Source organism: Thauera terpenica 58Eu (genome assembly GCF_000443165.1).
Classification (GTDB): Bacteria; Pseudomonadota; Gammaproteobacteria; order Burkholderiales; family Rhodocyclaceae; genus Thauera; species Thauera terpenica.
In genome coordinates this window covers 133024-156926 of the sequence record NZ_ATJV01000081.1, presented here as the reverse complement: position 1 = coordinate 156926, position 23903 = coordinate 133024, and the positions used below count along the sequence as shown (strand labels likewise).

Annotated in this window: 19 protein-coding genes and 1 tRNA gene; 2 read left to right on the top strand and 18 right to left on the bottom strand. The window is 64.2% G+C overall.

Going from position 1 to position 23903, the window contains the following annotated elements:
- Positions 1-13 precede the first annotated feature (13 nt).
- From trkA to M622_RS35540, 12 genes are all read right to left on the bottom strand, one after another.
- Positions 14-1417 carry a Trk system potassium transporter TrkA gene (gene trkA / locus M622_RS35595; RefSeq protein ID WP_021250494.1) on the bottom strand — a complete coding sequence of 468 codons (1404 nt, stop codon included), beginning with the start codon at positions 1415-1417 and terminating at the stop codon, positions 14-16.
- A gap of 93 nt (positions 1418-1510) precedes the next feature.
- Positions 1511-2761 (bottom strand): sigma-54-dependent transcriptional regulator, encoded by a 1251-nt coding sequence (locus tag M622_RS35590; RefSeq protein WP_021250493.1) that lies wholly within the window; start codon positions 2759-2761, stop codon positions 1511-1513.
- 5 nt (positions 2762-2766) lie between these two features.
- A complete protein-coding gene (locus M622_RS35585) occupies positions 2767-4887 on the bottom strand; it encodes a sensor histidine kinase (RefSeq protein WP_021250492.1) in 2121 nt (706 codons plus the stop codon).
- A complete protein-coding gene (locus M622_RS35580) occupies positions 4884-5495 on the bottom strand; it encodes a DUF4390 domain-containing protein (protein WP_370696047.1) in 612 nt (203 codons plus the stop codon). The genes M622_RS35585 and M622_RS35580 overlap by 4 nt, the downstream gene beginning before the upstream one ends.
- A complete protein-coding gene (gene rsmB / locus M622_RS35575) occupies positions 5455-6705 on the bottom strand; it encodes a 16S rRNA (cytosine(967)-C(5))-methyltransferase RsmB (RefSeq protein ID WP_021250490.1) in 1251 nt (416 codons plus the stop codon). The genes M622_RS35580 and rsmB overlap by 41 nt, the downstream gene beginning before the upstream one ends.
- A gap of 207 nt (positions 6706-6912) precedes the next feature.
- A complete protein-coding gene (gene speE, locus M622_RS35570; RefSeq protein ID WP_021250489.1) occupies positions 6913-7797 on the bottom strand; it encodes a polyamine aminopropyltransferase in 885 nt (294 codons plus the stop codon).
- A 3-nt stretch (positions 7798-7800) separates the two neighbouring features.
- Complete coding sequence (gene speD, locus M622_RS35565; RefSeq protein ID WP_021250488.1) at positions 7801-8187, bottom strand: adenosylmethionine decarboxylase; 387 nt, start codon at positions 8185-8187, stop codon at positions 7801-7803.
- Positions 8188-8308: 121 nt separating this feature from the next.
- Positions 8309-9076, bottom strand: a complete 768-nt coding sequence (locus tag M622_RS35560) for a sulfite exporter TauE/SafE family protein (RefSeq protein WP_021250487.1) — start codon at positions 9074-9076, stop codon at positions 8309-8311.
- A 258-nt stretch (positions 9077-9334) separates the two neighbouring features.
- Complete coding sequence (locus M622_RS35555) at positions 9335-12511, bottom strand: type I restriction endonuclease subunit R (RefSeq protein ID WP_021250486.1); 3177 nt, start codon at positions 12509-12511, stop codon at positions 9335-9337.
- A complete protein-coding gene (locus tag M622_RS35550) occupies positions 12511-13704 on the bottom strand; it encodes a restriction endonuclease subunit S (protein ID WP_021250485.1) in 1194 nt (397 codons plus the stop codon). Before M622_RS35550 ends, M622_RS35555 begins: the two co-directional genes overlap by 1 nt.
- Positions 13701-15539 carry a type I restriction-modification system subunit M gene (locus M622_RS35545; protein WP_021250484.1) on the bottom strand — a complete coding sequence of 613 codons (1839 nt, stop codon included), beginning with the start codon at positions 15537-15539 and terminating at the stop codon, positions 13701-13703. Before M622_RS35545 ends, M622_RS35550 begins: the two co-directional genes overlap by 4 nt.
- A 305-nt stretch (positions 15540-15844) precedes the next feature.
- Positions 15845-15921 (bottom strand) — tRNA-Arg (locus M622_RS35540).
- Between the two features lie 151 nt (positions 15922-16072).
- Here M622_RS35540 and M622_RS35535 point away from each other — a divergent pair.
- A complete protein-coding gene (locus M622_RS35535) occupies positions 16073-16516 on the top strand; it encodes a c-type cytochrome (protein WP_021250483.1) in 444 nt (147 codons plus the stop codon).
- A gap of 87 nt (positions 16517-16603) precedes the next feature.
- Here M622_RS35535 and M622_RS35530 read toward each other — a convergent pair whose 3' ends face one another.
- Entirely contained in the window at positions 16604-18598 is a 1995-nt protein-coding gene (locus M622_RS35530; RefSeq protein ID WP_021250482.1) for a UvrD-helicase domain-containing protein, read from the bottom strand.
- 224 nt (positions 18599-18822) lie between these two features.
- Here M622_RS35530 and M622_RS35525 point away from each other — a divergent pair, with 224 nt between their 5' ends.
- The gene (locus M622_RS35525) at positions 18823-19449 is read left to right on the top strand and encodes a pentapeptide repeat-containing protein (protein ID WP_021250481.1); all 627 of its coding nucleotides are present in this window, start codon (positions 18823-18825) and stop codon (positions 19447-19449) included.
- 37 nt (positions 19450-19486) lie between these two features.
- On the opposite strand, the gene lipA is transcribed toward M622_RS35525, so the two are convergent.
- The 5 genes from lipA to M622_RS35500 all read right to left on the bottom strand — a co-directional run bounded on the left by lipA (position 19487) and on the right by M622_RS35500 (position 23886).
- Positions 19487-20434, bottom strand: a complete 948-nt coding sequence (gene lipA, locus M622_RS35520) for a lipoyl synthase (protein WP_021250480.1) — start codon at positions 20432-20434, stop codon at positions 19487-19489.
- 81 nt (positions 20435-20515) lie between these two features.
- The gene (lipB, locus tag M622_RS35515) at positions 20516-21187 is read right to left on the bottom strand and encodes a lipoyl(octanoyl) transferase LipB (protein WP_021250479.1); all 672 of its coding nucleotides are present in this window, start codon (positions 21185-21187) and stop codon (positions 20516-20518) included.
- The gene (locus tag M622_RS35510) at positions 21184-21468 is read right to left on the bottom strand and encodes a YbeD family protein (RefSeq protein WP_021250478.1); all 285 of its coding nucleotides are present in this window, start codon (positions 21466-21468) and stop codon (positions 21184-21186) included. Before M622_RS35510 ends, lipB begins: the two co-directional genes overlap by 4 nt.
- 26 nt (positions 21469-21494) lie before the next feature.
- Positions 21495-22622 (bottom strand): D-alanyl-D-alanine carboxypeptidase family protein, encoded by a 1128-nt coding sequence (locus M622_RS35505; RefSeq protein WP_021250477.1) that lies wholly within the window; start codon positions 22620-22622, stop codon positions 21495-21497.
- A 142-nt stretch (positions 22623-22764) separates the two neighbouring features.
- Positions 22765-23886 carry a septal ring lytic transglycosylase RlpA family protein gene (locus M622_RS35500; protein WP_031347399.1) on the bottom strand — a complete coding sequence of 374 codons (1122 nt, stop codon included), beginning with the start codon at positions 23884-23886 and terminating at the stop codon, positions 22765-22767.
- Positions 23887-23903: the final 17 nt, after the last annotated feature.

The following is a 23903-nucleotide window of genomic DNA, read 5'->3' as shown; positions in this document are numbered from 1 at the left end:
TGAGAATCGCTCGTCAGAGGAAGTGGAAGCCGACCTGGAACAGCTTCTCGATCTTGCGCACCATGTTCTTGTGCGTGCAGAACACGATCACGTGGTCGCTCTCCTCGATCACCGTGTCGTGATGCGGCATGATCACCTCGCGCCTGATCACGCGCCCTTCCTCGTTCTTCTCGTCGCGCACGATGGCGCCGATGCTCGCACCCTTGGGCAGCACGATCTCCTCGATCGGACGGCCCACCACCTTGGAGTCCTTGCGACTGCCGTGGGCGATGATCTCCAGCGCCTCGGCCGCCCCCCGGCGCAGGCTGTGCACCGCGACCACGTCACCCCGGCGCACATGCGCGAGCAGGGTGCCGATGGAGGTGTGGGCGGGCGAGATGGCGATATCGATCGGCCCGCCCTGCACCAGATCGACGTAGCTCTTGCGGTTGATCAGCGCCAGCGTGCGACGTGCCCCCATGCGCTTGGCGAGCGAGGCCGACATGATGTTGTCTTCCTCGTCGTTGGTGAGGGCCACGAACAGGTCGGTCTCGTCTATGCCTTCGTTCTCGAGCAGCTTCTCGTCGGTCGAGTCGCCGCGCAGCACCAGCGCTTTCGACAGCTGGGTGGCGAGCAACTCGGCGCGCTCCCGATCCACCTCGAGAATCTTGACGTGGTAGTTGTTTTCGATGGACTGCGCGAGGCGAAAGCCGATATTGCCGCCGCCGGCGATCATGATGCGGCGCATCGGCTTGTCCGAACGGCGCAGCTCGCTCATCACCCGACGCACGTGCACCGTGGCCGCGAGACAGAAGACCTCGTCGCCGGGGACGATGATGGTGTCGCCCTGCGGGATGATGGGCACGCCGTTGCGGTAGATGGCGGCGATCCGCACCTCGACGTTGGGCAGGTGAAATTTGAGCGCCTTGAGCGGATGGCCGACCAGCGGTCCGCCCTCGAAGGCACGCACGCAGATCAGGCTGAGCACGCCGTCGGCAAACTCGAGCACCTGCAGCGCTTCGGGGAAGGCGATCAGACGCTTGATGTAGTCGGTCACCACCTGCTCGGGGCAGATCGAGAAATCGACCGCAAAATTGCTGTCGTCGAGCAGTTCGGGGTAATCGACGTAGTCGGTCGAGCGCAGGCGCGCAATACGCGTCGGCAGGTTGAACAAGACCTTGGCGATGCGACAGGCGCACAGATTGGTCTGATCCGACTGGGTGACGGCGATGAGCAGGTCGGCGTCGTCGGCACCGGCATCGCGCAGCACCTTGGGCGATGCCGCATTGCCACACACGGTGCGCACCTCGAGGCGATCGCGCAGCATGGCGAGGTGTTCCGCGCTGGTGTCGACGAGGGTGATGTCGTTGGCTTCTGAAACCAGGTTCTCCGCCACCGAGGCGCCCACCTGTCCCGCACCGAGAATGATGATCTTCACCGGCTGTGTCCGCAAAACATATCAACGGACGATTCTACGCTGCCCCGCAACATCCGGACACACGAATAGTGCACTGCAACATCCAATCGCGCGCTACTGGTTTTCCTCGTGCCGTCGCCCGGCCTGCAGACCGAGCTGCTTGAGCTTGCGGTAGAGATGGGTGCGCTCCAGCCCGGTCTTCTCCGCCAGTCGGGTCATGTTGCCGCCCTCGAGGCGCAAGTGGTGCTCGAAATAGAGGCGCTCGAAGGACTCACGCGCCTCACGCAAGGGCTGGTCGAAGGACACCCCGATCGAGCCCGCCACCGCATCCGGCGGCAGCAGCCGGCGCACGTCGCTGACACCGATCTCCTCTTCGAGCGTGCCCAAGGCAAGCGACTTCACCGCAGCGCGCAGCTCCGCATACCCGCCCGGCCATACCAGGTTGCGCACCTGGTTGAGGGCCGCGGTGGAGAAGCGGCGCAAGGGCACCTCACCGCCTTCGACCAGATGCAACAGGATCTGGGCGGCGAGCTCGGGCAGGTCGTCACGCACCTCGGCCATCGACGGTGGTGCCAGGCTGACCTCGAACAGCAGCGACAGCAGGGTCTCGTCCCAGCCTTCGGCGAGCAGCGCCTCGGCGCTGCGGTCGGTGGCCATCACCAGGCGCAGGTCATAACGTTCGAGACGATCGACGGCGAAGGCCAGGTTCTTCTGCTGCGCGCGCGACAGCCGCGCCAGCTCGCCGACGAACAGCACCCCGCCCTGGGTCGCCTGCAGCTGACTGATGTCCAGCGGCGTGGCGATCGCCGCCAGGTCAAGCCAGCCCGTGCTGGCGCTTGGGGCGCTGCGCGCGACCAGCTCGGCGAGGCTGCCCGCGCCCACGCGCAACAGCAGCAGACGTGAGCTGCTGGCGATCTGTTCGACGCGGCGGCGCAGTTCGCGCAGCTGCACCGAACGCGTGAATGCCGCCAGCGTCAGCGGCGCCGGCGCGCCCGGTAGCAGCGGGCGCTGCAGGCCACGCTTCACCGCCACCAGCAGCTTTTGCAGCGCGATCGGCTTTTCCAGGTAGTCAATGGCACCGATGCGCGTGGCCTCGACCGCGGTGTCGATGGTTCCATGGCCCGACATCATCACCACCGGCATGTTGAGCTGGCCGTTGGCAGCCCACTCCTTGAGCAGCGTGATGCCATCCGTGTCGGGCATCCAGATGTCGAGCAGGACCATGTCCGGGCGCCCGGCATTGCGCAGCGCGCGCGCTGCGGTAGCGTTCTCGGCGAGCAGGATGTCGTAGCCCTCATCACGCAGGATCTCGGACAGGAGTTCGCGAATGCCCACTTCGTCGTCAACGATGAGTATCTTTGCCATTGTGTTCAGTGTTCACCATTGGTTTCGGCCAGCCGCAGCCGGATGCGGACTTCCGCCCCGCTGCCGTCGCGGTTGCCCAGGCGGACGTCACCACCGTGCTCGTCCACGATTTTCTTCACCATCGCCAGCCCGAGTCCGGTGCCACGCGACTTGGTGGTGAAATACGGCTCGAACGCATGCGCGAGCACCTCAGCCGGAAAACCCGGGCCATTGTCGCGAAACAGCAAGAGCACACGATCGCCCTCGCGCTGGGTGATCACGTGCACTTCGGCATTGTCCATGCCGGCGAGCGCATCCTGTGCATTCTGCAGCATGTTGTGGATCACCTGTCGAATCTGCGACGCGTCACCCTGCACCGCGGGCAGGCCTGGCGCGAGTTCGAGACGGATCCCCGCAGCCGCGCTCTCATACAGCTCCAGCACCTCGCCAATGAGCGCATTGAGGTCGATCGCCGACAGCCTGGGCGCCGGCAGGCGGGCGTAGTCGCGGAAGGCGTTGACCAGGTTCTTCATCGCCTCGACCTGGTTCACGATCGTGGTCGTGCCACGCTCGAGCATGGCGCGGCTGCTGTCATCGAGCTTGTCCGCGAGCTTGAACGCCAGGCGCTCGGCCGAGAGCTGGATCGGCGTCAGCGGGTTCTTGATCTCGTGCGCGAGGCGGCGCGCCACCTCGCCCCAGGCGGCAGTGCGCTGCGCGGCGACCAGGTGTGAAACATCGTCGAACACCGCCACCAGACCGCCGCCCGAGGTCGCGGGCAGGCGCGAGCCGTGAATGAGCAAGGTCAGTGGCGTGCTGCCCTTGACCGAGAGCTCGATCTGAGTGTGCCAGTCGCCCTCGTTGGCATCAAAACCATCGAGCAGCGCGTCACGAAACTGTTCCAGCCGCGGCCAGTCGGCAAGGGCGATATCCTCAAAACCGCTCAGGGTGTCGCCCAGGACCTGCATCGCCCCATGGTTGGCCGCGCGCAGCTTGCCGTCAGCCGAAAACGCCAGCACCCCCGCCGACAGATTGGCCAGCACGCTCTCCAGATAGGCGCGTGCGGCCTCGACGGCGGCACCGCTGCGCTGTGCTGCGCCACGGGCATCCTCGAGCTGGCGCGTCATGCGGTTGAAGGACTGGATCAGCACACCGAGCTCGTCCTTTGCCGGCAGCGCCTGGCGTGGACTGTAATCGCCCGCGGCCACCGCCTGTGTGCCCTCGGCCAGGATCAGCAAGGGCGCCGCCAGGCGGCGCGCGATGATGAAGGCGGCGGCAACGGCGGTGAGCAGCGCCAGCAGCAAGGTGAGCGTCAAGGTCAGCGTGTAGATGCGGTTCAGGCCTTCGCGCCCGAGCACGAGCTGCTGGTACTCGCGATAGGCTTCCTGCACCGCCTCGGCGTGCAGTCCGAAGGTCTCCGGCACCGCCTGCGTCAGCTGCAGCAGCCTGGGCTCTCCGGCCAGCGTGCGCAGCGGAATCGGCACGATGACGCGGATCACCAGACGCCCGTCGGGCTGGCTCTCGACCACATGAAATTCACGCCCCTGGCGCGCCTGGCGCAGCTGGTTGATGCTGGGAAGGTCCGGGATGAGTCCTGCCGCGACATCGGCTGCGGTGGCAAGGATCTGCCCGTTGGCCGTCATCACGGTGGCGCTGCCCACAGTCACGCGTTCGCGCAGACGATTGAGCAGCAGCGGCGAAACCAGCTCGACGCCTTCGAGCTCCAGCACCATGTCCTGCGCCTTGTCACTGACCTGGCTGACCAGGTAGTCGAGCGCGTTCTGACCGAGTGCAATGCCGCCTTCCAGCGCCGACTCCACGCGCACATCGAACCACGACTGAATGCTGCGCACCACGAACTGCAGCGACACCGCGTACACCACCAGGCCGGGCACCACGCCCATGAGCGCAAACATCAACACCAGGCGGTATTTCAGCCGCGAGCCGAACTGCTGCGCGCGGTACTCGCGCCACAGGTCGCGCAGCTGCACCCCGACCAGCCCGGCGAGCGCGACCACGAGCACGCCATTGAGCGCAAGCAGATAAGGGTAGCTACCGGCGAACAGATCGGTGTTCGAGCTGGCCGAGGTCAGCAGAAAGAGTGAGATCGCGGCCAGTGCGGCGGCCACGACGAGCAGGATGCGCTTCATCGCAAGCCCGCCGCTCCCGGCAGGAAGGTCCAGGTCATCCAGTCCGTGCTCAGGTTCCAGTCGCGACTGCCGATCGCCGTCACCTGGAAGGGTTTGGGCAGCTGGCTGGTGTCGAGACGAAAGCGCAATGCCGCCTCATGTGAGACGCCGGCGACCAGCTGATCGAGCTCGGCGACCTGCCAGTTGCGCACGCGCTGCATGGTGTTGAGCGCCGCTTCGAGCTTCTCGAAACTCTGATGAAAGCTGCCGATCGACAGGCGATAGCTGCGCGTGATGGCGTGATAGGAGAGACGGTACTCCAGCCCGCGATCGACGACGAGCTCGTTCAACCAGTACCAGCGTGGCCGCTCGATGCGCAGCTCGGTGGTGAAATACAGCGAGACGCCGCGCCTCACCGCATCGGCCAGACGTGGATTGAGCTCGACGTCGATATCGGCGTTGAGCACATAGCCGACGTCACCGCGCACGATCTCGGCACGGACGATGCGCGCCTCGCTGGCGTGCGCCGTGTGCCCGAAGATCAAGGGCACAAGCAGCGCAAGCACGGCGCAGGCGCGCAGCAGGCGCTCAGAGCCTCTTGCGCAAGCGGGCAAAATAGAAGCCGTCATGGTCGACATCGGGCAACAACTGGCAGTCGGGGGAAGCTTCAATGGGGACGATTTCGGCGTCGGCGTGACGCCGGAGAAAACTTGACACCTGGGCCGCATTCTCCTGCGCGAACACCGAACAGGTGACGTAGAGCATTGTGCCACCCGCGGCGAGCGTGTGCCAAAGCGCGTCGAGGATGCGGCGCTGCTGAAGCGCAAACGCGGCGATATCCTCATCACGGCGCAGCCACTTGATGTCGGGATGGCGACGTACCGCCCCCGAAGCGGAGCACGGCACATCGGCCAGAATGCGATCGAATGGGCGCCCATCCCACCACTGCTGCACAGCGCTGCAATCGGCCACCTGAACGCGGGCTTGCAGCCCCAGGCGGGCGAGATTACGTTCGATGCGCTGCGCGCGCTGTGGATCGAGCTCGAGCGCGAGCAGCTCGATGTCCGCCATCTCCAGCAAATGCGCAGCCTTGCCACCCGGCGCAGCACAGGCGTCCAGCACTCGGTCGCCCGCCTGGGGGGCGAGCAGCACGGCCGCGCGTTGGGCCCCGGCGTCCTGCACCGACACCCGGCCTTCCGCATAGGCCGCCAGGCGCGCGACTGCGACCGCGTGCTCCAGCACGATGGTGTCTGCACCCAGGGCACGCGCCGGGATGTCGTCGGCAGCCAGCTCGGCAAGCACCGCATCGACGCTGCTGCGACGCCGATTGACGCGCAAGGCCATCGGCGAGCGCTGATTGCCTGCAGCCAGCAGCGCCTTCCAGCGCTCGGGGTGATCGACGCGCGCCCGCTCCACCCACCAGCGCGGGTGGGCGTGGCGCGCCTCTTCGTCGCCATCGATCCACTGCGGCCACTGCGCACGCTGGCGCAAGGCATTGCGCAGCACGCCATTGACCATGCCCTTCAGCCCCGGCATGGCGACGGCGGCGGCCTGCACCACTTGATCCACTGTGGTGTGCGCCTGCTCGGGGCGTTGCTCGAGGCGGCGCAGGGCGACCAACAGCAAGGCATGAATGACGATTGCGGGTGGCGTGTGCAGCAGCTGGCGCAGGATCGCATCGCCACGACCATAGTCGCGCAGCGTGGACCAGGCCAGATCACGCACCGCAGCGCGCGTTTTCTCCGGCCAGCTGCCATGCAGCTCGGCCATGCGCTCAAAGGCGTCGGTGAGGTTTCCGCCCTCCATCACCCGGGCGACGAGTTCGGCTGCGCGCAGCATCGCGTAGCCCAGGCTGTCTTCAGGCAGATCGGGCGCTGGGGCTGGGGCTGGCGCGCGCGCAGGCCGCGGAGTGGACGAACTCCGCGGAGTGGACGAACTCCGCGAGGGCGATGAAGGACGCGAGGGGGACGAGCGTTGCGGGCGGCGGGGGGCGGCGGAGGAGCTCACTGGATGTCGAAGCCTGACGGCGCCCGCCGCCCGCCTTGATCAGGCCAGCAGCGCACGCAGATGATTGGGAAGCGCAAACTGCGCCTGGTGCACGGCACCATTGTAATGATGAAGCAGCTTGATCCGACGCTGCTCCAGGCGACGGTCGATCTCGTCAGCGGAGACGGCCTGCGGATTCAGCGTGTCGGAGGCGGTGGCCAGACCCCACAGACTGCCGTAGAGCGGCATGTACAGAAAATAGGGGCAAACCGTGGTGAACACCCGGCGCAGGCGCTGCACCAGCTCACGCACGCGCTCGGGCTGGAACACCGGCGGGCCGATATGCAGGCTGAGCGCCCCCCCAGCGTCCAGGAGTGCGCGACAGGCGCGAAAGAAGTCTTCGGTATACAGCGCCTCTGCCGGCCCCACCGGGTCGGTCAGGTCGAGCACGATCAGGTCGTAGCGATCACCCGCTGCCGGCCCGTCTTCATTGACGTACTTCATGCCGTCGCCGATGCGGATATCCACGCGCGCGTCATCGAGCGCACCGTGATGCACCGCAGCAAAATAGCGCCGCGAAATGTCTATCACCTTTTCGTCCAGCTCGGCGATCACCACCCGTTCCATGGTCGGTGACTTCAGCAACTCCTCGGCCGAGCCGCCGTCGCCGCCGCCGATGATCAGCGCCCGCCTCACCCCTTCATGCGCCATTGCGGGCACCTGAATGAGGTTCTCGTGGTAATAGAACTCGTCACGCTCCGAGGTCATGAAGCAGCCATCGAGACGAAACAGACGACCGAAAAGCGGCGTCTCCCACACCTCGTAATCCTGCCACTCGGAGCGCCCCTGCTCGAGCAACTTGCCGCCGCGGTAGAAAAACCCGGCATCCTCGCTCAAGTGCTCAAGCAGGAACCCCTCCTTGTCCAGGGCGGCGCGAGCGCTCATGACTCAGGCCTCCACCGGCAGACGTCCACGGGTGACTTCATGCTCGACACGTTCGCTCGGATTCAGTGCCGCAATCACGCGCGCGTAGACCTGGCGGGCACAATCGCCATTGTCGCGGGAAAAATTGCACACATAGACATCCAGCGTCACATCACCCGTTTCTGGCCAGGTATGAATGGCGAGGTGCGACTCAGCCAGCACCACGGTCCCGGTCACCCCAGCCGGGGCGCCATTTTCGTCGCGAAACTGATAGAAATACGCACCCAGCGGCGTGAGCCCCGCATCCCGGCACTCTTCGACACAAAGCGTTTCGAGGTGCTCACAGTCAATCAAAACTGGAGAGGCTGCGCGACAGCCGTAGAGATCCGCGATCAGATGAAGTCCGTTCATATTCCTGAGCAGTAGATGGAGCAGTGAATGGAACCCGCTATTCTATCACGGCAAACTTTGCAACATTCCCGCAAAGATTTTCGCCGTCTGTTTCACGTGAAACATCCGCAACGCTCGCGCCTCAGAAGAAGGTGTCGTAGGCAAGTCGGGCTATCAGCACACTCACCACCGCAAGAAACATCTTGCGCACAAAGCCACTGCCATGACGCATCGCCAAGCTCGTACCAATGATCGACCCTGTGAGACTGCATACCGCCATCACGGCGGCCAAGGCCCACATCATCTGAACACTGCCCGCGAAGTAGGCGATGGCCGCGACGTTGGTCGCCACATTCACGATTTTCGCCGATACCGATGCGCGCAGAAAGTCCATGCCCAGCAGGCGGATGAACAGGAAGATCAGAAAGCTGCCCGTCCCCGGCCCGAAGATCCCATCGTAAAACCCGATCACACCCCCGATTGCCACCGCAATTCCGGCGGAGCGCCGGCCGTGCTCCGGCTCGGTCGACACCGAGCCGAGATCCTTGCGCACGAAGGTATAGACCGCAACCAGCACCAGCAAGAACAAGATCAGGGGACGAAGAACACTAGGATCGAGATAGACCACCGTCTTCGCACCAAACCACGAACCCACCAGCGCAGCGAGTGCACCCGGCCCGGCAACCCCCCAGGGAATTCGCACCCGACGGCTGTACTGCACAGCGGCAGTAGCCGTGCCCACTATGCTCGCCAACTTGTTCGTACCAAACAGAACGGCGGGCGCCGTGCTCGGGAAAGCGGTGAGCAGCGCCGGGAGTTGTATCAGCCCCCCGCCACCGACGATGGAATCGACAAAGCCCGCAAAGAATGCCGCAAACCCCAGCGCCACAAATACAAAATCAACATCCATCAGAATTGTTCCACGTGAAACACCGGTCTCGCCCTTTGCGGGAAGCGAGGCATTTTACTCCCATCGGCTCTGCGCCCCCGCATGCAACATGCTTTGGCGCCCGGGCAGTCCTGGTCCGCATTCGCGCCTTGCGGTGTTCCTACAAGCCCCCCCGCACCCAACGCCACAATCTGCTGTAGGAGCGCCGCGAGGCGCGAGGGGTTTGGCGCCACAACGTACGCCGCTGGAGTGCGCCGGGAACCTGCACTGCCGGCTACTTCAGGGCAATGACAACGGATAGCGTGCAGCCCTGGACATCGCCTGCGCACGCAAAGCCTCATACAACTGGGCTGGGCCGAGCAAGGTGTCCTTGAGACCTTCCTGAATCCGCGGCGAATTGAGCGCCTGACTGCTCATGCTGGTGTGCACTTCCAGCGCATCCATGATGGCGTGCAGGATGGCTTGCGAGAGATCGGGCGAGTTGGCGAACTGTTCCTTGCTGTTGTTGGCGGCTTGCTGGACCAGAGTGTCGTTCTCCAGCAACTTGCCCTTGAGGGCGCCGTTCAGATAGACCAACTGATCGTTGTCGGAGAGTTCACCCTCGAACAAGCCGTTAACTTTCTGGATGATCTCGGCCAGCAAGGCCTTTTCCTTCTCCTGCACCGAACCGCTGCCGGTCTCGGTCATCGGTGCCAACTTCGCGGCTTCACCGTCCTTCAGATTGAGCGCCTGCCTGCCCTTGTCGCGCAGGGTGTGGTGGGTCAGCACCACCTTGGACAGGTCGACGTTCTCGCGCTCACGGCCGAAATCGAGCAAGGGCAGCAGACGCTTGTAGAAGATGAAGCGCTTCTCGATGTCGGTGTTGCCGTAATCGAAGATCTGCGACAGAAAGGCATACAGACGGTTGAAAGCGCCCATGTCGCCCTTGAACAGCAGCAGCACGGCCATCGCGTCCTTGGCCGTCTGGGTGGCGGCTTCATCGCCCTTGGTCTCGGCGATCGCCTTCGCGTTCTGCGCTGCCTTGTAGCGTTTCAGCAGGCGATCGGCCACCGGCGCCAGCGCCTGGCTCAGCTGCGCCTGCGTGCCTTTGGCGTCCATCTCGACCTGCGCCACGCGATCCACCTCGAAGCTGTCGTAGAAGCCGCTGGCGTCGAGCTTGGCGCGCAGGGCGAAGACCAGATTCGGGTCGGTGCAGGCTTCCAGCTGCGCGGTTTCGTAATAGGTCTTGAAGGCCGCCAGCACGTCCTCGGCTTCATTGACGAAATCCAGGATGTAGGTCGTGTCCTTGCCCGGATACGCACGGTTCAGGCGCGACAGCGTCTGCACCGCCTGCACGCCGCCCAGGCGCTTATCCACGTACATCCCGCACAGCAGCGGCTGATCAAAACCGGTCTGGAACTTGTTCGCCACCAGCAGCAGGTGATAGTCAGGCTCGGCAAAGGCCTCGCGGATGTCCTTGCCCTTGAGTCCGGGGTTGAGCAGCGTGCTGGCTTCGGTGACCGGCTCCGCGTAGCTCTCCGGGTCGTCAACCTCACCCGAAAAAGCCACCAGCACGCCCAGCTCGTAGTGCTGGCGGGCGATGTAGGCGGCAATCGCCTTTTGCCAGCGCACCGCCTCCTTGCGGCTGCTGACCACGATCATCGCCTTGGCCTTGCCCTCGAGCAGGGGCTGGACGTTGTCGCGAAAGTGCTCGACCACGGTCTGCACCTTCTGGCTGATGTTGTACGGGTGCAGGCGCACCCACTGCATGATGCCCTTGAGCGCTTCGCTCTTGCTGACCTGGGTTTCGTCGTATTCCTGACCGTCGTTGGCGAGCCTGAAAGCGAGCTTGTAGGTGGTGTAGTTCTGCAACACGTCGAGGATGAACCCCTCCTCGATGGCCTGGCGCATCGAATACACGTGGAAGGCCTGCGGCAGGCCGTCGCTGTCCGCGCCGCTTGCCATGGTGCCGAACAGCTCCAGCGTCTTCTGCTTGGGCGTCGCGGTGAAGGCGATGTAGGTAAGACCTTTGTCCGCAGCCGACCCACTCGCCTTCGCCGACATCTGCAGGGCAAGCAGGGTTTCGGTGTCGATCTCGCCACCATCCTTCAGCTCGGCCATCTCCTCGGCGGAGAGCAGCTGCTTGAGCTTGGCCGCCGCCTCGCCGCTCTGCGAGCTGTGCGCCTCATCGGCAATCACGGCAAAGCGCTTGCCCTCGGTGGCGGCCAGCTCCTGCACCGCCTTGAGCGCAAACGGAAAGGTCTGAATGGTGCAGACGATGATCTTCTTGCCGTCCTTCAGCGCCTGCGACAGCTGGGCGCTCTTGCTGCCGCCGCCGCCCCCGCCGCCCCCGCCGCCCTTTTCGTCGGTAATGGTGGCGACCACACCGGTGGTGCGCTGGAAGTCGAAGATCGCTTCCTGCAACTGGGCGTCGAGCACATTGCGGTCCGACACCACCAGCACGCTGTCGAAGATCTTCCTGTTGTCGGTGTCGTGCAGATCGGCCAGAAAGTGCGCCGTCCATGCAATCGAGTTGGTCTTGCCGGAGCCGGCCGAATGCTGGATCAGGTAACGCTGGCCCGCCCCCTTCTCCAGCACGTCGGCCACCAGCTTGCGGGTGGCGTCGAGCTGGTGATAGCGGGGAAAGATGAGGCTGCTGAGCTGCTTCTTGTCGTTGCGCTTGCCGATGAGGTAACGGCCGAGGATCTCCAGCCAGCTGTCGCGCTGCCACACCTCCTGCCACAGGTAGTGGGTGGCGAAGCCGAAAGGGTTGGGTGCGTTGCCGGCCCCGCCCGCATTACCGCGGTTGAAGGGCAGGAAGTGCGTCGCCGTGCCGGCCAGGCGCGTGCTCATCATCACTTCGGACTGGCTGACGGCGAAATGCACCAGCGCGCCGCCGGGGAAGGCCAGCAGCGGCTCGACCAGCTCGCCCTTGGGCGCCGGGTTGCGATCGAAGCGGTACTGGTCGACCGCATCACCCACGCACTGGGTGAAGTCGGACTTCAGCTCGGCGGTGGCCACCGCAATGCCATTGACGAACAACACCAGGTCGAGCGCATCCTGGGCATTGTTCAGTGAGTGACGCACCTGGCGCACCACGCGCAGACGGTTGGCCGCATAGGCGTGCTGGATGGCCGGGTTGATGCCCAGCGCGGGCTTGAACTGCACCAGCAGCAATGGCTTCTTCAGCCCCACCATTTCCACACCGCGGCGCAGCACTTCCAGCGTGCCTTGCTCGTTGAGACACTTGCGCACGCGCTCGGCCAGCACCTTGGGCAGGTTGGCGCCGTGAGTCTTGCTGAGCTGCTGCCAGCTCTCCGGCTGAGTGGCTTCCACCCAGGCCAGGAGGTCGGGCAGGAAGAGCGCGTTGTGCTTGTCGTAGTGGGCGGCATCGCCTTCGGCGTACAACCAGCCGTGGCGACCAAGGTGGTCGCAGATGGCGAATTCGAAGTGGTGCTCCTGGTGCAGCTCGTACATCAGGCGGCCTCGGTTTCGACAAGGTGGCGGACGTCGATCTTGCCGGTGACGGCAGCGGAAATCAGGGCGGAGCGGCGTTCCTTGAGCAGGGCGATGCCGCGGGTGGCTACGGCGGTGAGTGCGTCGAGGCGGGCAGTTTCGGTTTCGAGAAATACCGAAATTACCGCCTGTTCTTCACGAGGCGGCAGTGCGATCGGCAATGGATGGACGTCGTTCCGGTCAACTCCGGGAACCGCGGATTTTACTGAGTTCATCACAAATAGTGCTGAAAGACTTTGCAGCATGAACCAAAGAAATTTCGCGAAATTTTCATACATCTGGACGCTATATAGCGTGGTGTTCAGTGGCCAGTAGTCTTCCGGCACAAATACGAATTGGCCAATTGTGCCGTAGCGTCCTGTTACAACTCCTGGGCCCTTGGCCTGCACTTTGTTATTCCACCCGATTACCCCGCCGGATGAGACGACAGGGACAGTACCGGGTTCACGAACATCCGCAGCCAAGTCGTGCCCCCGCTGGAGTACGATGGCTCGCTTTAGCGGAATGACGCTCCAATGCGCCGGCACCTCCCCCAACCACGCCACCCCGGAATCCTTCATTGGCGCATCGGGGTTCAGGCCTTTGGTGACGGCGTGGGAAATGGTGGCCTGGCGCTTTTCGGCCAGCAGGGCGATGAGCTTTTCCTGCTCGGCGATCAGCTCGTCAATCTTGGCCGTTTCGCGGTCGAGGAAGGTGGCGATGGCGGTTTGTTCGTCGAGAGGCGGCCTAGCAATAGCATGTGCGCTGAGTGCGCCCTTTGTCATGCTGGGCAAGGCCGTGTTCGTGGAGTAGTAGGTGAAGGGAATGGTCAAAGCCACGTAATAGGCGAATTTCCCGAAGGCATCAGGTGAGATTTTGGTCCAATACATCGTATCGACCGTCCAGAACTTGCCAACTATATAGAGCGGTTTATCGATGGTTCCTTTTCGCCCGAGCAGCACGGACTCCCCGTCGTATAGAAACTCCGACGCAAAGGCAAATGGACCGCCAGAGCCAATCACAGGAAAGCCATCGGCTTGTTCTATTTTCTTGTGATCAGCCCCGTTATGAATATCAACAAAATGCTTGTATGGGGCGACTTCCCAATGCTGTGGCACCTCCCCCAGCCACGCCACCCCGCTGTCCTTGTACTCCGAATACTTCGGCAAACTCATTCCGCCAGCCCCTCCAGCATGCGCATGATGTTGGCGGTGACGCCCTTCAGCTCTTCGTCGATCTCATGCAGGCTGCGCGGCGGCTCGAAGACGTAGAAGTGCCGGTTGAAGGGGATCTCATAGCCGACCTTGGACTTCTCATGCTCGATCCAGGCATCCGGCGCGTGGGGCACGACTTCGCGCTCGAAGTAGGCCTGGATGTCCTCGCCGAGCGGGACGTTTTCGGTGTCGCGCAAGGCGCTGTCGGCTTGCGGCCTGCCTTTGTGTTTGCCCTTGCTGCCCAGCACCACCTGCCCGGCTGCGTCGCGCGCCGGGCGTTCGATGGTGAGCGTGGTGTAGCCGAACTCCTCATTGCGAAATACGCGCGAGATGGGCACCACCTTGAGCTTGCCGCCTGCCGGCACAGCGGGACGGGTCTGCCCGCTCAGCAGCACCTGGCGCTCAATCTCCTTGCCCGCGGCATCGAGCACGGTGGCGAGCTCGGCTTCGGCAAACTCACCGAACAGGCGGGTGATGTCGGCGATGTGCGCGTCTGACAGTTCCTTGCGCTTGCTGCCCAGGCTCTTGCGCATCTTCTGCCAGAAGCTGCTGGCGTCGATAAGCTGGGTCCAGCCCTTGCGATCGTCCGGTTTCTTGTTGGACAGAATCCAGATGTAGGTGCTGATGCCGGTGTTGTAGAACATGTCGGTCGGCAGGCCGATGATGGCTTCGACCAGGTCGTTTTCCAGCACGTAGCGGCGGATCTCCGATTCCCCGCTGCCGGCGCCACCGGTGAACAGCGGCGAACCATTGAGGACGATGCCGATGCGGCTACCGCCATCCACCGCCGGGCGCATCTTGCTGATGAGGTGCAGCAGGAAGAGCATGGAGCCGTCCGAAACGCGCGGCAGGCCGGGGCCGAAGCGGCCATCAAAACCCTTGTCGCTGGCTTCCTTGCGCACTTCCTTCTCGACCTTCTTCCATTCCACGCCAAACGGCGGATTGGACAGCATGTAGTCGAACTTGCGCTTGCCGTGGCCGTCGTCCGAGAGCGTGTTGCCGACCACGATGTTGCCGACGTCCTGGCCCTTGATGAGCATGTCGGCCTTGCAGATGGCATAGGACTCGTCATTGAGCTCCTGCCCGAACAGGGTCAGGCGGGCCGCGGGGTTGTGTTCCAGCAGATGCTCGCCGGCCACCGACAACATGCCTCCCGTCCCTGCGGTCGGGTCATAGAGGGTGCGCACGACGGCATTGCCCGGCGTCAGCACATCGTCGTCCTCGATGAACAGCAGGTTGACCATGAGGCGGATGACTTCGCGCGGGGTGAAGTGCTCGCCGGCGGTTTCGTTGGAGATCTCGGCGAACTTGCGGATCAGCTCCTCGAACACCAGGCCCATGCGGGCGTTATCGACGGTGTCGGGGTGGAGGTCGATGTTGGCGAACTTCTCGGTGACGAGGTAGAGCAGGCCGGCTTTGCCCAGGCGCTCGACCTGGGTGAGGAAGTCGAAGCGCTCGAAGATGTCGCGCACCGCAGGTGAAAAGCCCTGAATGTAGGCGTACAGGTTGGTGCTGATGTGATCCTGATCGCCCAGCACGGTGCGCAGGTCGAACGCCGAGACGTTGTAGAAGCTCTGCCCTGCCTTGCGCAGCAGGAAGGGGTCGGGGTTGAGGCCGGCGGCAGTCTTGGCGGCGAGTTCCGCCAGCACCGCCTGCTTGCTGCCCTCCAGCACGCAGTCCAGGCGGCGCAGCACGGTGAAAGGCAGGATGACCTTGCCGTATTCGGATTGCTTGTAGTCGCCGCGCAGCAGATCGGCGACTGACCAGATGAAGGATGAGAGGGCTTGGTGGTTCATGTCAGTGCTGAAAAAAGAGGGACTTACGCGCTCGCGCCTCGCGGCGCTCCCACAAAAAACGCCGCCGCCCCGCACCCAAGCTCACAATCTGTCGTAGGAGCGCCGCAAGGCGCGAGCAGTTTCGTGCCACAACGCACGCCCACCGCCTCACCACCTCCGCATTCGCAGGAACGACCACGGCAATTCATCGGATGGGCCAGACTGAGGTCACCGTGGTTTGGTCACGGCTTCGTCACCGCGTAGTCACGGTTTGATCACAAAACAAAATGGCCCAGGTCCGCGAAGACCCAAGCCATTGAATTCTTTGGCGCGCCCGACACGATTCGAACGTGTGACCCCTGCCTTCGGAGGGCAGTACTCTATCCAGCTGAGCTACGGGCGCGCGGAATGTGGAGCACGATAGGCTCACACGAAGCGCGCTAGCTTATAACGCCGTGCACACAAAGTCCATGCTGTACTGCCACAGCGGTTTGGCTGCCGGCTATAATCGCGGTTTCCGCCTTGCGCCATAATACAAGTCAAAGGAACCGTGCATGTCGAACCAACGCGCTCTCACCCGCTTCGCAATGCCTGTCGTCGCCATGCTTGCAGCCGCAGCGCTGGCTGGCTGTGGCAAGCAGAGTTCAGTCGACCCCGAACTGACTGCCACCCTGATTCAGCCCGTTGCGCGATTGGTGGTGCAGACCGTCAAGGTCACCCCGGGCAAACGTACCGGCACTGAGATCTACACGGCGCTGTGCGCGTCCTGCCACGACGCCGGTCTGGTTGGCGCCCCCAAAACCGGTGATGCGGCTGCCTGGGCACCTCGTCTGGCCCTGGGCTTCGATGGCTTGACGGCGTCAGCGATCGCCGGCAAGAACCTGATGCCCCCGCGCGGCGGCGGCGGCGACCTGACCGACACCGAGGTGAAGCGTGCGGTCGCGCATCTGGCCAACCTCGCCGGTGCCAAATTCACCGAGCCGCCGATCGAAGACTAAGCCCGGCAGGGCAAAGCAAGGCAAAGCAAGGCAAAGCAAAGGCAGCTTCGGCTGCTTTTTGCGTTTGCCTTGCCCTTGGCGCAGCGCTCAGCTGTCCTTGCCCCGGGTCTCGAACATCGCCATCAGGTTGGCGACGCGCGCCTTGCCCTCTTCCCTGGACACCGGCACCGCGGTCTTGCGATCGTTGGTCCTGATGTCTTCGCCCATCTCGGCGATGAAGCGACTGGGCTCACAGGCGCGGAATTCGCGCCCGGACTTGCGCCGTTCGCACCAGGTGATGTTGAGGCTGCGCTGGGCGCGGGTGATGCCGACATACATCAGGCGGCGCTCTTCCTCGATCTTGTCCTCGTCGATGCTGCTCTGATGCGGCAACAAGCCTTCTTCGACCCCGACCAGGAAGACGTGCGGAAACTCCAAGCCCTTTGAGGCGTGCAGGGTCGCCATCTGCACGCCGTCGAAATCGGGGTCTTCCTTGTCGAGCATGCTTATCAGCGCGATGGTCTGCGTCAGATCGAGCAGATTCTTGCCCTCTTCCGTGCCCTTCTTGCCCAGCCAGCCGACGAAGTCGCGCACGTTGTTCCACTTCGACTCCGCTTCGCGCGTGCCGCAGTGCTCGAACAACCAGGCCTCGTACTGGATCGCGCCCAGCAGGTCTTCCAGCAGCTGCGCGGCGGGTTCGCGCGGCGCGCGGTACTGCAGGCGGTTGATGAAGCCGGAAAACTCCTGCACGCCCTGCAGCTGCTTGGCGTTGAGGTGCTGGGTCAGGCCTTCTTCGAAGACCGCGGCGAACAGCCCGATGTGGCGCTTGCCGGCGTAGGCGCCGAGGGCTTCGAGCGTGCCAGCGCCGATGCCGCGGCGCGGGGTGGTGATGGCGCGGATGAAGGCGAGATCGTCGTCCTCGTTGACCAACAGGCGCAGGTAGGCGATGAGGTCGCGGATCTCGGCCTTGTCGAAGAAGCTCTGCCCGCCCGACATGACGTAGGGGATGCGATTGTTGCGCAGTTGCTGCTCGATGATGCGCGCCTGGTGGTTGCCGCGATAGAGGATGGCGTAGTCCTTGAAGCGCGTGCGGTGCTCGAACTTGTGGGCGGCGATCTTGGTCGCCACCCATTCGGCTTCGTGCTCGGCGTCGCGGCAGTTGGTGACGACCACCTGATCACCCGTGCCGTGTTCCGACCACAGGCGCTTGTCGAAGAGCTTGGCGTTGTTGGCGATGACGGTGTTGGCCGCGGTGAGGATGCGACGCGAGGAGCGGTAATTCTGCTCGAGCTTGATCACCTTCAGCTTGGGGTAGTCCTGCTGCAGCAGCTTCAGGTTCTCGACATCGGCGCCGCGCCAGGCATAGATCGCCTGATCGTCGTCGCCCACCGCGGTGAACGCGCCGCGCACGCCAGAGAGCAGCTTGAGCAGCCGATACTGGGCGCGATTGGTGTCCTGATATTCATCCACCAGCAGATAACGCAGGCGGTTCTGCCAGCGCTCTCGCACCTCGGGGTGTTCCTCGAACAGGCGCACCGGCAGCGAGATCAGGTCGTCGAAATCCACCGCCTGGTAGGCGCGCAGGGTGCGTTCGTATTCCCTGTAGAGCTGGGCGGCGACCGAGGCGATCTCGTTGTCGGCGAGTTGCGCCGCCTCGTCGGGGCTGATCATTGCGTTCTTCCACGACGAGATCTGCCACTGCATCTGCTTGGCGATGCCCTTGTCGCTTTCGCCGGCGACGTCGGAGACGATCTGCACCGTGTCCGAGGCGTCGAGGATGGAGAACTGCGGCTTGAGCCCGCAATGCGCAGCTTCCTGGCGGATGATGCGCACGCCCAGGGCATGGAAGGTGCACAGCGTCAGGCCGCCGGGCGTGCGCCCGCCCATGATGTGGGCGACGCGTTCCTGCATTTCCTTCGCTGCCTTGTTGGTGAAGGTGATGGCGGCGATGTTGTTGGGGCTGAGCCCGCATTCGTTGATGAGGTGTGCGATCTTGTGCGTGATCACCCGCGTCTTGCCGCTGCCGGCCCCCGCCAGCACCAGGCAGGGGCCGTCAAGATAGCGGATGGCTTCGCGCTGGGGCGCGTTGAGGAGGGCAGACATCGATGTGGACACACAAAAACAAAGCCACCCGGACGGGTGGCGGACTTTGATTCTAGCCGATCGCAGCCCGCACCCGGCACCTTTGCAGCATGCGCGGGTCACACGGCCTGCATGGCGGCTGTGCCACCAGGTGACAAGGCGCAGACCCTCACGCACAATCCCTGCGCCTGACCCCGACCCCAGCTCCCGCCAGGCCAGCCTCCCGTCAACACCGGAAAAACCCCATGAAGATCAAGATCGTGCTCGCCGTGCTGCTGAGTCTTTCCTCCCTCGCCCATGCTCAGCGCGCCGGCAGCGTCGGGGGTTGCGACATCCGTCGCGGCACGCTGTGCACCAATGCCAACCTGAATGGCGCGCAGCTCGCCGGCGTCAATCTGTCGAACTCCCAGTTCACCCGCTCCGATCTGTCAGGAGCCGATCTGAGCGGCGCGACCTTGAACGAGGCCAACTTTTCCAGTTGCGAGCTGGTCGGCACCAACTTCGCCAACGCCTCCATGTTCCGCATCAACCTGCGCAGCGCGCGACTCACCGGCGCCAAGTTGATGGGCGCGGATCTGCGCAACGCCGTGCTGCAGAACGCCGATCTGCACCAGGCCGATCTGAGCGGCGCCAAGCTGGCGAACGCAGACCTCACCAACGCGCGCCTGGAAGGCGCCAGACTGGACGGAGCGGATCTGCAGCGCGCCAACCTGCGCGCAGCCAAGCTCAAGGGCGCCTCGCTGGTCGGCGCCAACCTGAAAGGCGCCATCCTGACGCGCGCCGTACTGATCGACGCCGATCTGAGCGGCGCCAACCTTGATCAGGCCATCTTCCTCAACACCCAGACCGAAGGCTGCATCGGCTGCCCCTGATGCCCGGGCGAAGATGCCCGGGCTCAGAGGGACGAACTCAGGTCACGCCCGCGCCCAGCGCCTGCTGATCTGCCCAGTAGCTCGATCGCACCATCGGTCCGCAGGCGGCATTGCGGAAACCCAGCTTCAGCGCTTCGGTCTCGTACATCTTGAACACATCCGGATGCGGGTAGCGCAGCACCGGCAGATGGCCGCCGGAAGGCTGCAGATACTGGCCGATGGTGAGCATGTCCACGTTGTGGGCGCGCAGGTCGCGCAGCATCTCGAGAATTTCCTCATCGGTCTCGCCCAGGCCCACCATCAGGCCTGACTTGGTCAGCACCTCGGGGTGACGGGCCTTGAACTGCTTGAGCAGCTCGAGCGAGAAGGCGTAGTCCGAACCCGGCCTGGCCTGGCGATACAGCCGCGGCACGGTCTCGAGGTTGTGGTTCATGACATCGGGCGGCGCCTGGTCGAAGATGTCGAGCGCAATCTCCATGCGGCCGCGAAAATCGGGCACCAGCACCTCGATCGTGGTCTGCGGCGAGGCGGCGCGGGTTTCGCGGATGCACTCGACGAAGTGCTGCGCTCCGCCATCGCGCAGATCATCGCGGTCCACCGAGGTGATGACGACGTAGTTCAGGCGCATGGCGGCGATGGTCTTCGCCAGGTCACGCGGCTCGTCGGCATTCAGGGGGTCGGGGCGGCCGTGGCCGACGTCGCAGAACGGGCAGCGCCGGGTGCAGATGTCGCCCATGATCATGAAGGTGGCCGTGCCCTTGCCGAAGCACTCATGAATGTTCGGGCAGGAGGCCTCCTCGCACACGGTATGCAGCTTGTGCTCGCGCAGGGTGGCCTTGATCTCGTTGAAGCGTTCCGCCTCCGGCCCCGCGCCCAGCTTGATGCGAATCCACTCGGGCTTGGGCAGGCGTTCGGCGGGGACGATCTTGATCGGGATGCGCGCGGTCTTTTCGGCGCCACGCTGCTTGCGGGCTGGGGTGTCCATGGTCGCTGTTCTCGCTGAAGTTCGGGTGTGCGGGGGTGGGTGACGTCGTTCTGATCTGTGTGCTGCAAGCGTCGTGCGCAATTATGGGCTGGGAAACAGGGCTTGCGCTGCAGGCACGCCCTGATGCTGGGCAGCGGGGGCGACATCGAGCGCCGGCAGCAGGCGCTCGAGCTGAGCCAGCAGGCATTCGCCCACCTGCTCCACGCTCGCGCTGACGCCGAAATCGCGCATGCGGATCGTCTTCAGGCCCTCGTAGCCACAGGGGTTGATGCCGCTGAAAGGCGCCAGATCGACATCGACGTTGATCGCCAGGCCGTGGTAGCTGCAGCCGTTCTTCACCCGCAGGCCGAGTGCGGCGATCTTGGCCTCATCGATGTACACACCCGGGGCGCCGTTCTTGCGCTCGGCAACAAGGCCATAGTGGCCAAGCGTGTCGATGATGGCCTGTTCCATCAGCTGCACCAGCTCGCGCACCTTGAGACGGCGGCGCGCGAGGTCGATGAGGAGGTAGGCGATGAGCTGGCCGGGGCCGTGATAGGTGATCTGTCCGCCACGGTCGATGTGCACCAACGGGATGGCGGTGGGATTGTGCAACAAGTGCTCCGGCTTGCCCGCCTGGCCGAGGGTGTACACCGGCGGGTGTTGCAGCAGCCAGATCTGATCTTCGCTGTCGGCGCCACGCCCGGCAGTGTAGGCACGCATGGCCTCGAGCGCCGGCGCGTAGTCCACCACACCCAGACGCTTGATGATCACAGCACCACCTTGACCATGGGATGCGAAGTCAGCTCACGGTAGAGCGCATCCACCTGGAGCTGGGAGACCGCATGGAAAGTGCAGGTCAGCGCCAGGTAGTTGCCCTTGCTCGAGGGTCGCATCTCGACGCCGGTGGGGTCGTAGTCGGGCGCATGACGCTGCACCACCTCGATCACCGCCTGTGCAAAGCCATCCACCCGCGCACCCATGACCTTGATCGGGAAATCACAGGGATATTCGATCAAGGTCTGGCGCGGCTGCGTATCGCTGGGTTCGGTCATGATCAGTCCTGCTGCTTGCGCTCGGCTCAGAGATTCTTGAAAAACAACACGATCGCGTCCCACAGGCGGCCGAAGAAGCCCGCCACCGGCACGTCCTCAAGCGCGACCACCGGATAGTCGCCGATCGGCTTGTCGGCAACGCTGAGCTTCAGGGTGCCGACCTCCTGACCTTTCTCCAGCGGCGCAATCAGCGGCTGGCGGCTCTCGAGGGTGACCTGCACCTTCTGTACGTCATCTGTTTGCAGCGAGAGCAGGAAGTCGCTGGTGAAACCGACCCCCACTTCGTTCTTCTGTCCCTTCCACACGCGGAACTGGGACAGCGCTTCGTCGGCGGCGTAGAGCTTGACGGTGTCGTAGAACTGGAAGCCGAAGTTCAGCAGCTTCAGCGACTCCTGCGCGCGCACCGTGTCCGAGGCCGCACCCAGCACCACCGAGATCAGCCGGCGCGGGCCGCGCTGCGCGGTGGACACCAGGCAGTAACCCGCCGTGCTGGTGTGGCCGGTCTTCATGCCGTCCACCGTGGCGTCCATGTACAGCAGACGATTGCGATTGGGCTGCTTGATGCCGTTGTAGCTGTACTCCTTCAGGGAATACAGGCTGTAGAACTCGGGGAAGTCCCGCACCACGGCGCTGGCGAGCAAGGCCAGATCACGCGCGCTGGTGTACAGCTGGGGGTCGGGCAGGCCGGTGGAATTGGTGAAGTTGGTGTTGCGCATGCCCAGGCGCTGCGCCTCACGATTCATCAGCGCAGCGAAGGCCTCCTCGCTGCCGGCAATGGTTTCGGCCAGCGCCACGCAGGCGTCGTTGCCCGATTGCACGATCACGCCCCGAATCAGCTCATCGACCGTCACCGGCTTGTTGGGCTCGATGAACATGCGCGAACCTTCCATGCGCCAGGCCTTGGTCGACACCGGCACCACCTGATCGGGCGTCAGCGTGCCGGCCTTGAGCGCGGAGAAGGTGAGATAGGCGGTCATCAGCTTGGTCAGCGACGCGGGCTCGATGCGCGCATCGGGGTCCTTGTCGGCCAGCACCTGACCGGTGGCATGGTCGATCAGCACCCAGGCATTGGCGGCGAGCGCGGGGGGCGGCACGTTCTGTGCCCAGGCAAGAACGGAAAACAGTGAAACCAGTAAAGCAAGAACAAAACGCATGAGGGAGCCCCGGAAAATGATCAGGAAAACAGGCGGGAACGACGAATTATAGGCGCCCGTGCGCAGGCCGGCCAAAAGCGCAGGGCTTACTTGCAAGCCAATGTTGCAACGCGACGGAGGCGAGCCCGTCAATGCAGGCAGCTCAGCGCATGACGACGAAGGGCTTGAGCTTGAGCGTCGTGCCCAGGCGCACGGCCGCGGCGCGGGCGGCATCGACCGTGTCATAAGGGCCGGCGTGAAGGCGGAAGCGCTCACCATCGGCGAACAGCTCGATGCGCTCGGCGTGCTCGACCACATCCAGCTCAACCGCGGCCTTGAAGCCCTCGGCATTGGCCAGCGAGGCAAAAGCGCCGAGCTGGAGAAAGATGCCCGCGCTGGCCGAGGCGATATGCGGCACCAGACCCTCAGCCGTGGAAGCGGCACTGGCCATGTCCGTCTCCAGGTGCGCGCTCGGCGTCGGCCGCACAAGCGGTGCCAGCGCGCGCGCGACCACAGGCTCGGGCGTCGCCGCCTCTGCTGCAGGCGTGGCGTCCGGCTGCTCGACGCTCGCCGGCAGGCGCCGGCCAGGCAGCGGCGGGACGGGCTTCGCCGCGGCGAGCAAGGGCAGCTCATCAGGGACAATCTGTTCGACCTCGACCTCTGCGCTGCCGGAATTGATATAGCCCAGCTTGTAGGCAGCGGTATAGGACAGATCGATGATGCGGCCCTTGTGGAAAGGTCCCCGGTCATTGACCCGCAGCACCACCGAGCGCCCGTTGCCGGAGTGGGTGACGCGCACATAGCTCGGGATCGGCAAGGTGGGATGCGCCGCGGTCATCGCGTACATGTCGTAGGGCTCGCCGCTGGACGTTGGCTTGCCGTGAAAGCGCCGCCCGTACCAGCTTGCCCGCCCACGATCGCGGAAAGGACGCAGCTCGGTGGCCGGCACATAGCCTTGACCGAAGACGTTGTAGGGGCGGTTGGCAAAGCGGTGCAGCGGCTCCAGCCTGGGCTCGGCATCGGGGATGGCTTCAAGGTTGTCCGGGGGCACTGCGTCGGGGCCATCGTCCTTGTAGTAGCCCCCACCGCGCGGGCCGGGCTTGGACACGGCGGAGGGCGAGGTCGCTGCCGCGTCCGCACTGCGTTGCGGCACAGAGCCACAGGCCCCCACCAGCACCGCCGCAAGCACACTCAACAGCGCGCTCGTCAGCGCTCGGCCGGGGCGCGCGCGCCCACCCCGAGCGCTACCGGGTGCGCCCTCGTCAACAACAGGATCAAAACTCATCGCTGCTCCCAAACATG

Bases quoted from the DNA above. Each gene is read 5' to 3' on its own strand.
- M622_RS35535 (WP_021250483.1), top strand. From the start codon at position 16,073: ATGTCGAACCAACGCGCTCTCACCCGCTTCGCAATGCCTGTCGTCGCC.
- M622_RS35545 (WP_021250484.1), bottom strand. From the start codon at position 15,539: ATGAACCACCAAGCCCTCTCATCCTTCATCTGGTCAGTCGCCGATCTG.
- rsmB (WP_021250490.1), bottom strand. From the start codon at position 6,705: ATGCTGCGCGCAGCCGAACTCGTCGCCCGGGTGATGGAGGGCGGAAAC.
- lipA (WP_021250480.1), bottom strand. From the start codon at position 20,434: ATGGACACCCCAGCCCGCAAGCAGCGTGGCGCCGAAAAGACCGCGCGC.
- M622_RS35555 (WP_021250486.1), bottom strand. From the start codon at position 12,511: ATGTACGAGCTGCACCAGGAGCACCACTTCGAATTCGCCATCTGCGAC.
- M622_RS35525 (WP_021250481.1), top strand. From the start codon at position 18,823: ATGAAGATCAAGATCGTGCTCGCCGTGCTGCTGAGTCTTTCCTCCCTC.
- speE (WP_021250489.1), bottom strand. From the start codon at position 7,797: ATGAGCGCTCGCGCCGCCCTGGACAAGGAGGGGTTCCTGCTTGAGCAC.
- speD (WP_021250488.1), bottom strand. From the start codon at position 8,187: ATGAACGGACTTCATCTGATCGCGGATCTCTACGGCTGTCGCGCAGCC.
- M622_RS35500 (WP_031347399.1), bottom strand. From the start codon at position 23,886: ATGAGTTTTGATCCTGTTGTTGACGAGGGCGCACCCGGTAGCGCTCGG.
- M622_RS35530 (WP_021250482.1), bottom strand. From the start codon at position 18,598: ATGTCTGCCCTCCTCAACGCGCCCCAGCGCGAAGCCATCCGCTATCTT.
- M622_RS35550 (WP_021250485.1), bottom strand. From the start codon at position 13,704: ATGAGTTTGCCGAAGTATTCGGAGTACAAGGACAGCGGGGTGGCGTGG.
- M622_RS35560 (WP_021250487.1), bottom strand. From the start codon at position 9,076: ATGGATGTTGATTTTGTATTTGTGGCGCTGGGGTTTGCGGCATTCTTT.
- M622_RS35580 (WP_370696047.1), bottom strand. From the start codon at position 5,495: ATGACGGCTTCTATTTTGCCCGCTTGCGCAAGAGGCTCTGAGCGCCTG.
- M622_RS35510 (WP_021250478.1), bottom strand. From the start codon at position 21,468: ATGACCGAACCCAGCGATACGCAGCCGCGCCAGACCTTGATCGAATAT.
- M622_RS35505 (WP_021250477.1), bottom strand. From the start codon at position 22,622: ATGCGTTTTGTTCTTGCTTTACTGGTTTCACTGTTTTCCGTTCTTGCC.
- M622_RS35585 (WP_021250492.1), bottom strand. From the start codon at position 4,887: ATGAAGCGCATCCTGCTCGTCGTGGCCGCCGCACTGGCCGCGATCTCA.
- M622_RS35590 (WP_021250493.1), bottom strand. From the start codon at position 2,761: ATGGCAAAGATACTCATCGTTGACGACGAAGTGGGCATTCGCGAACTC.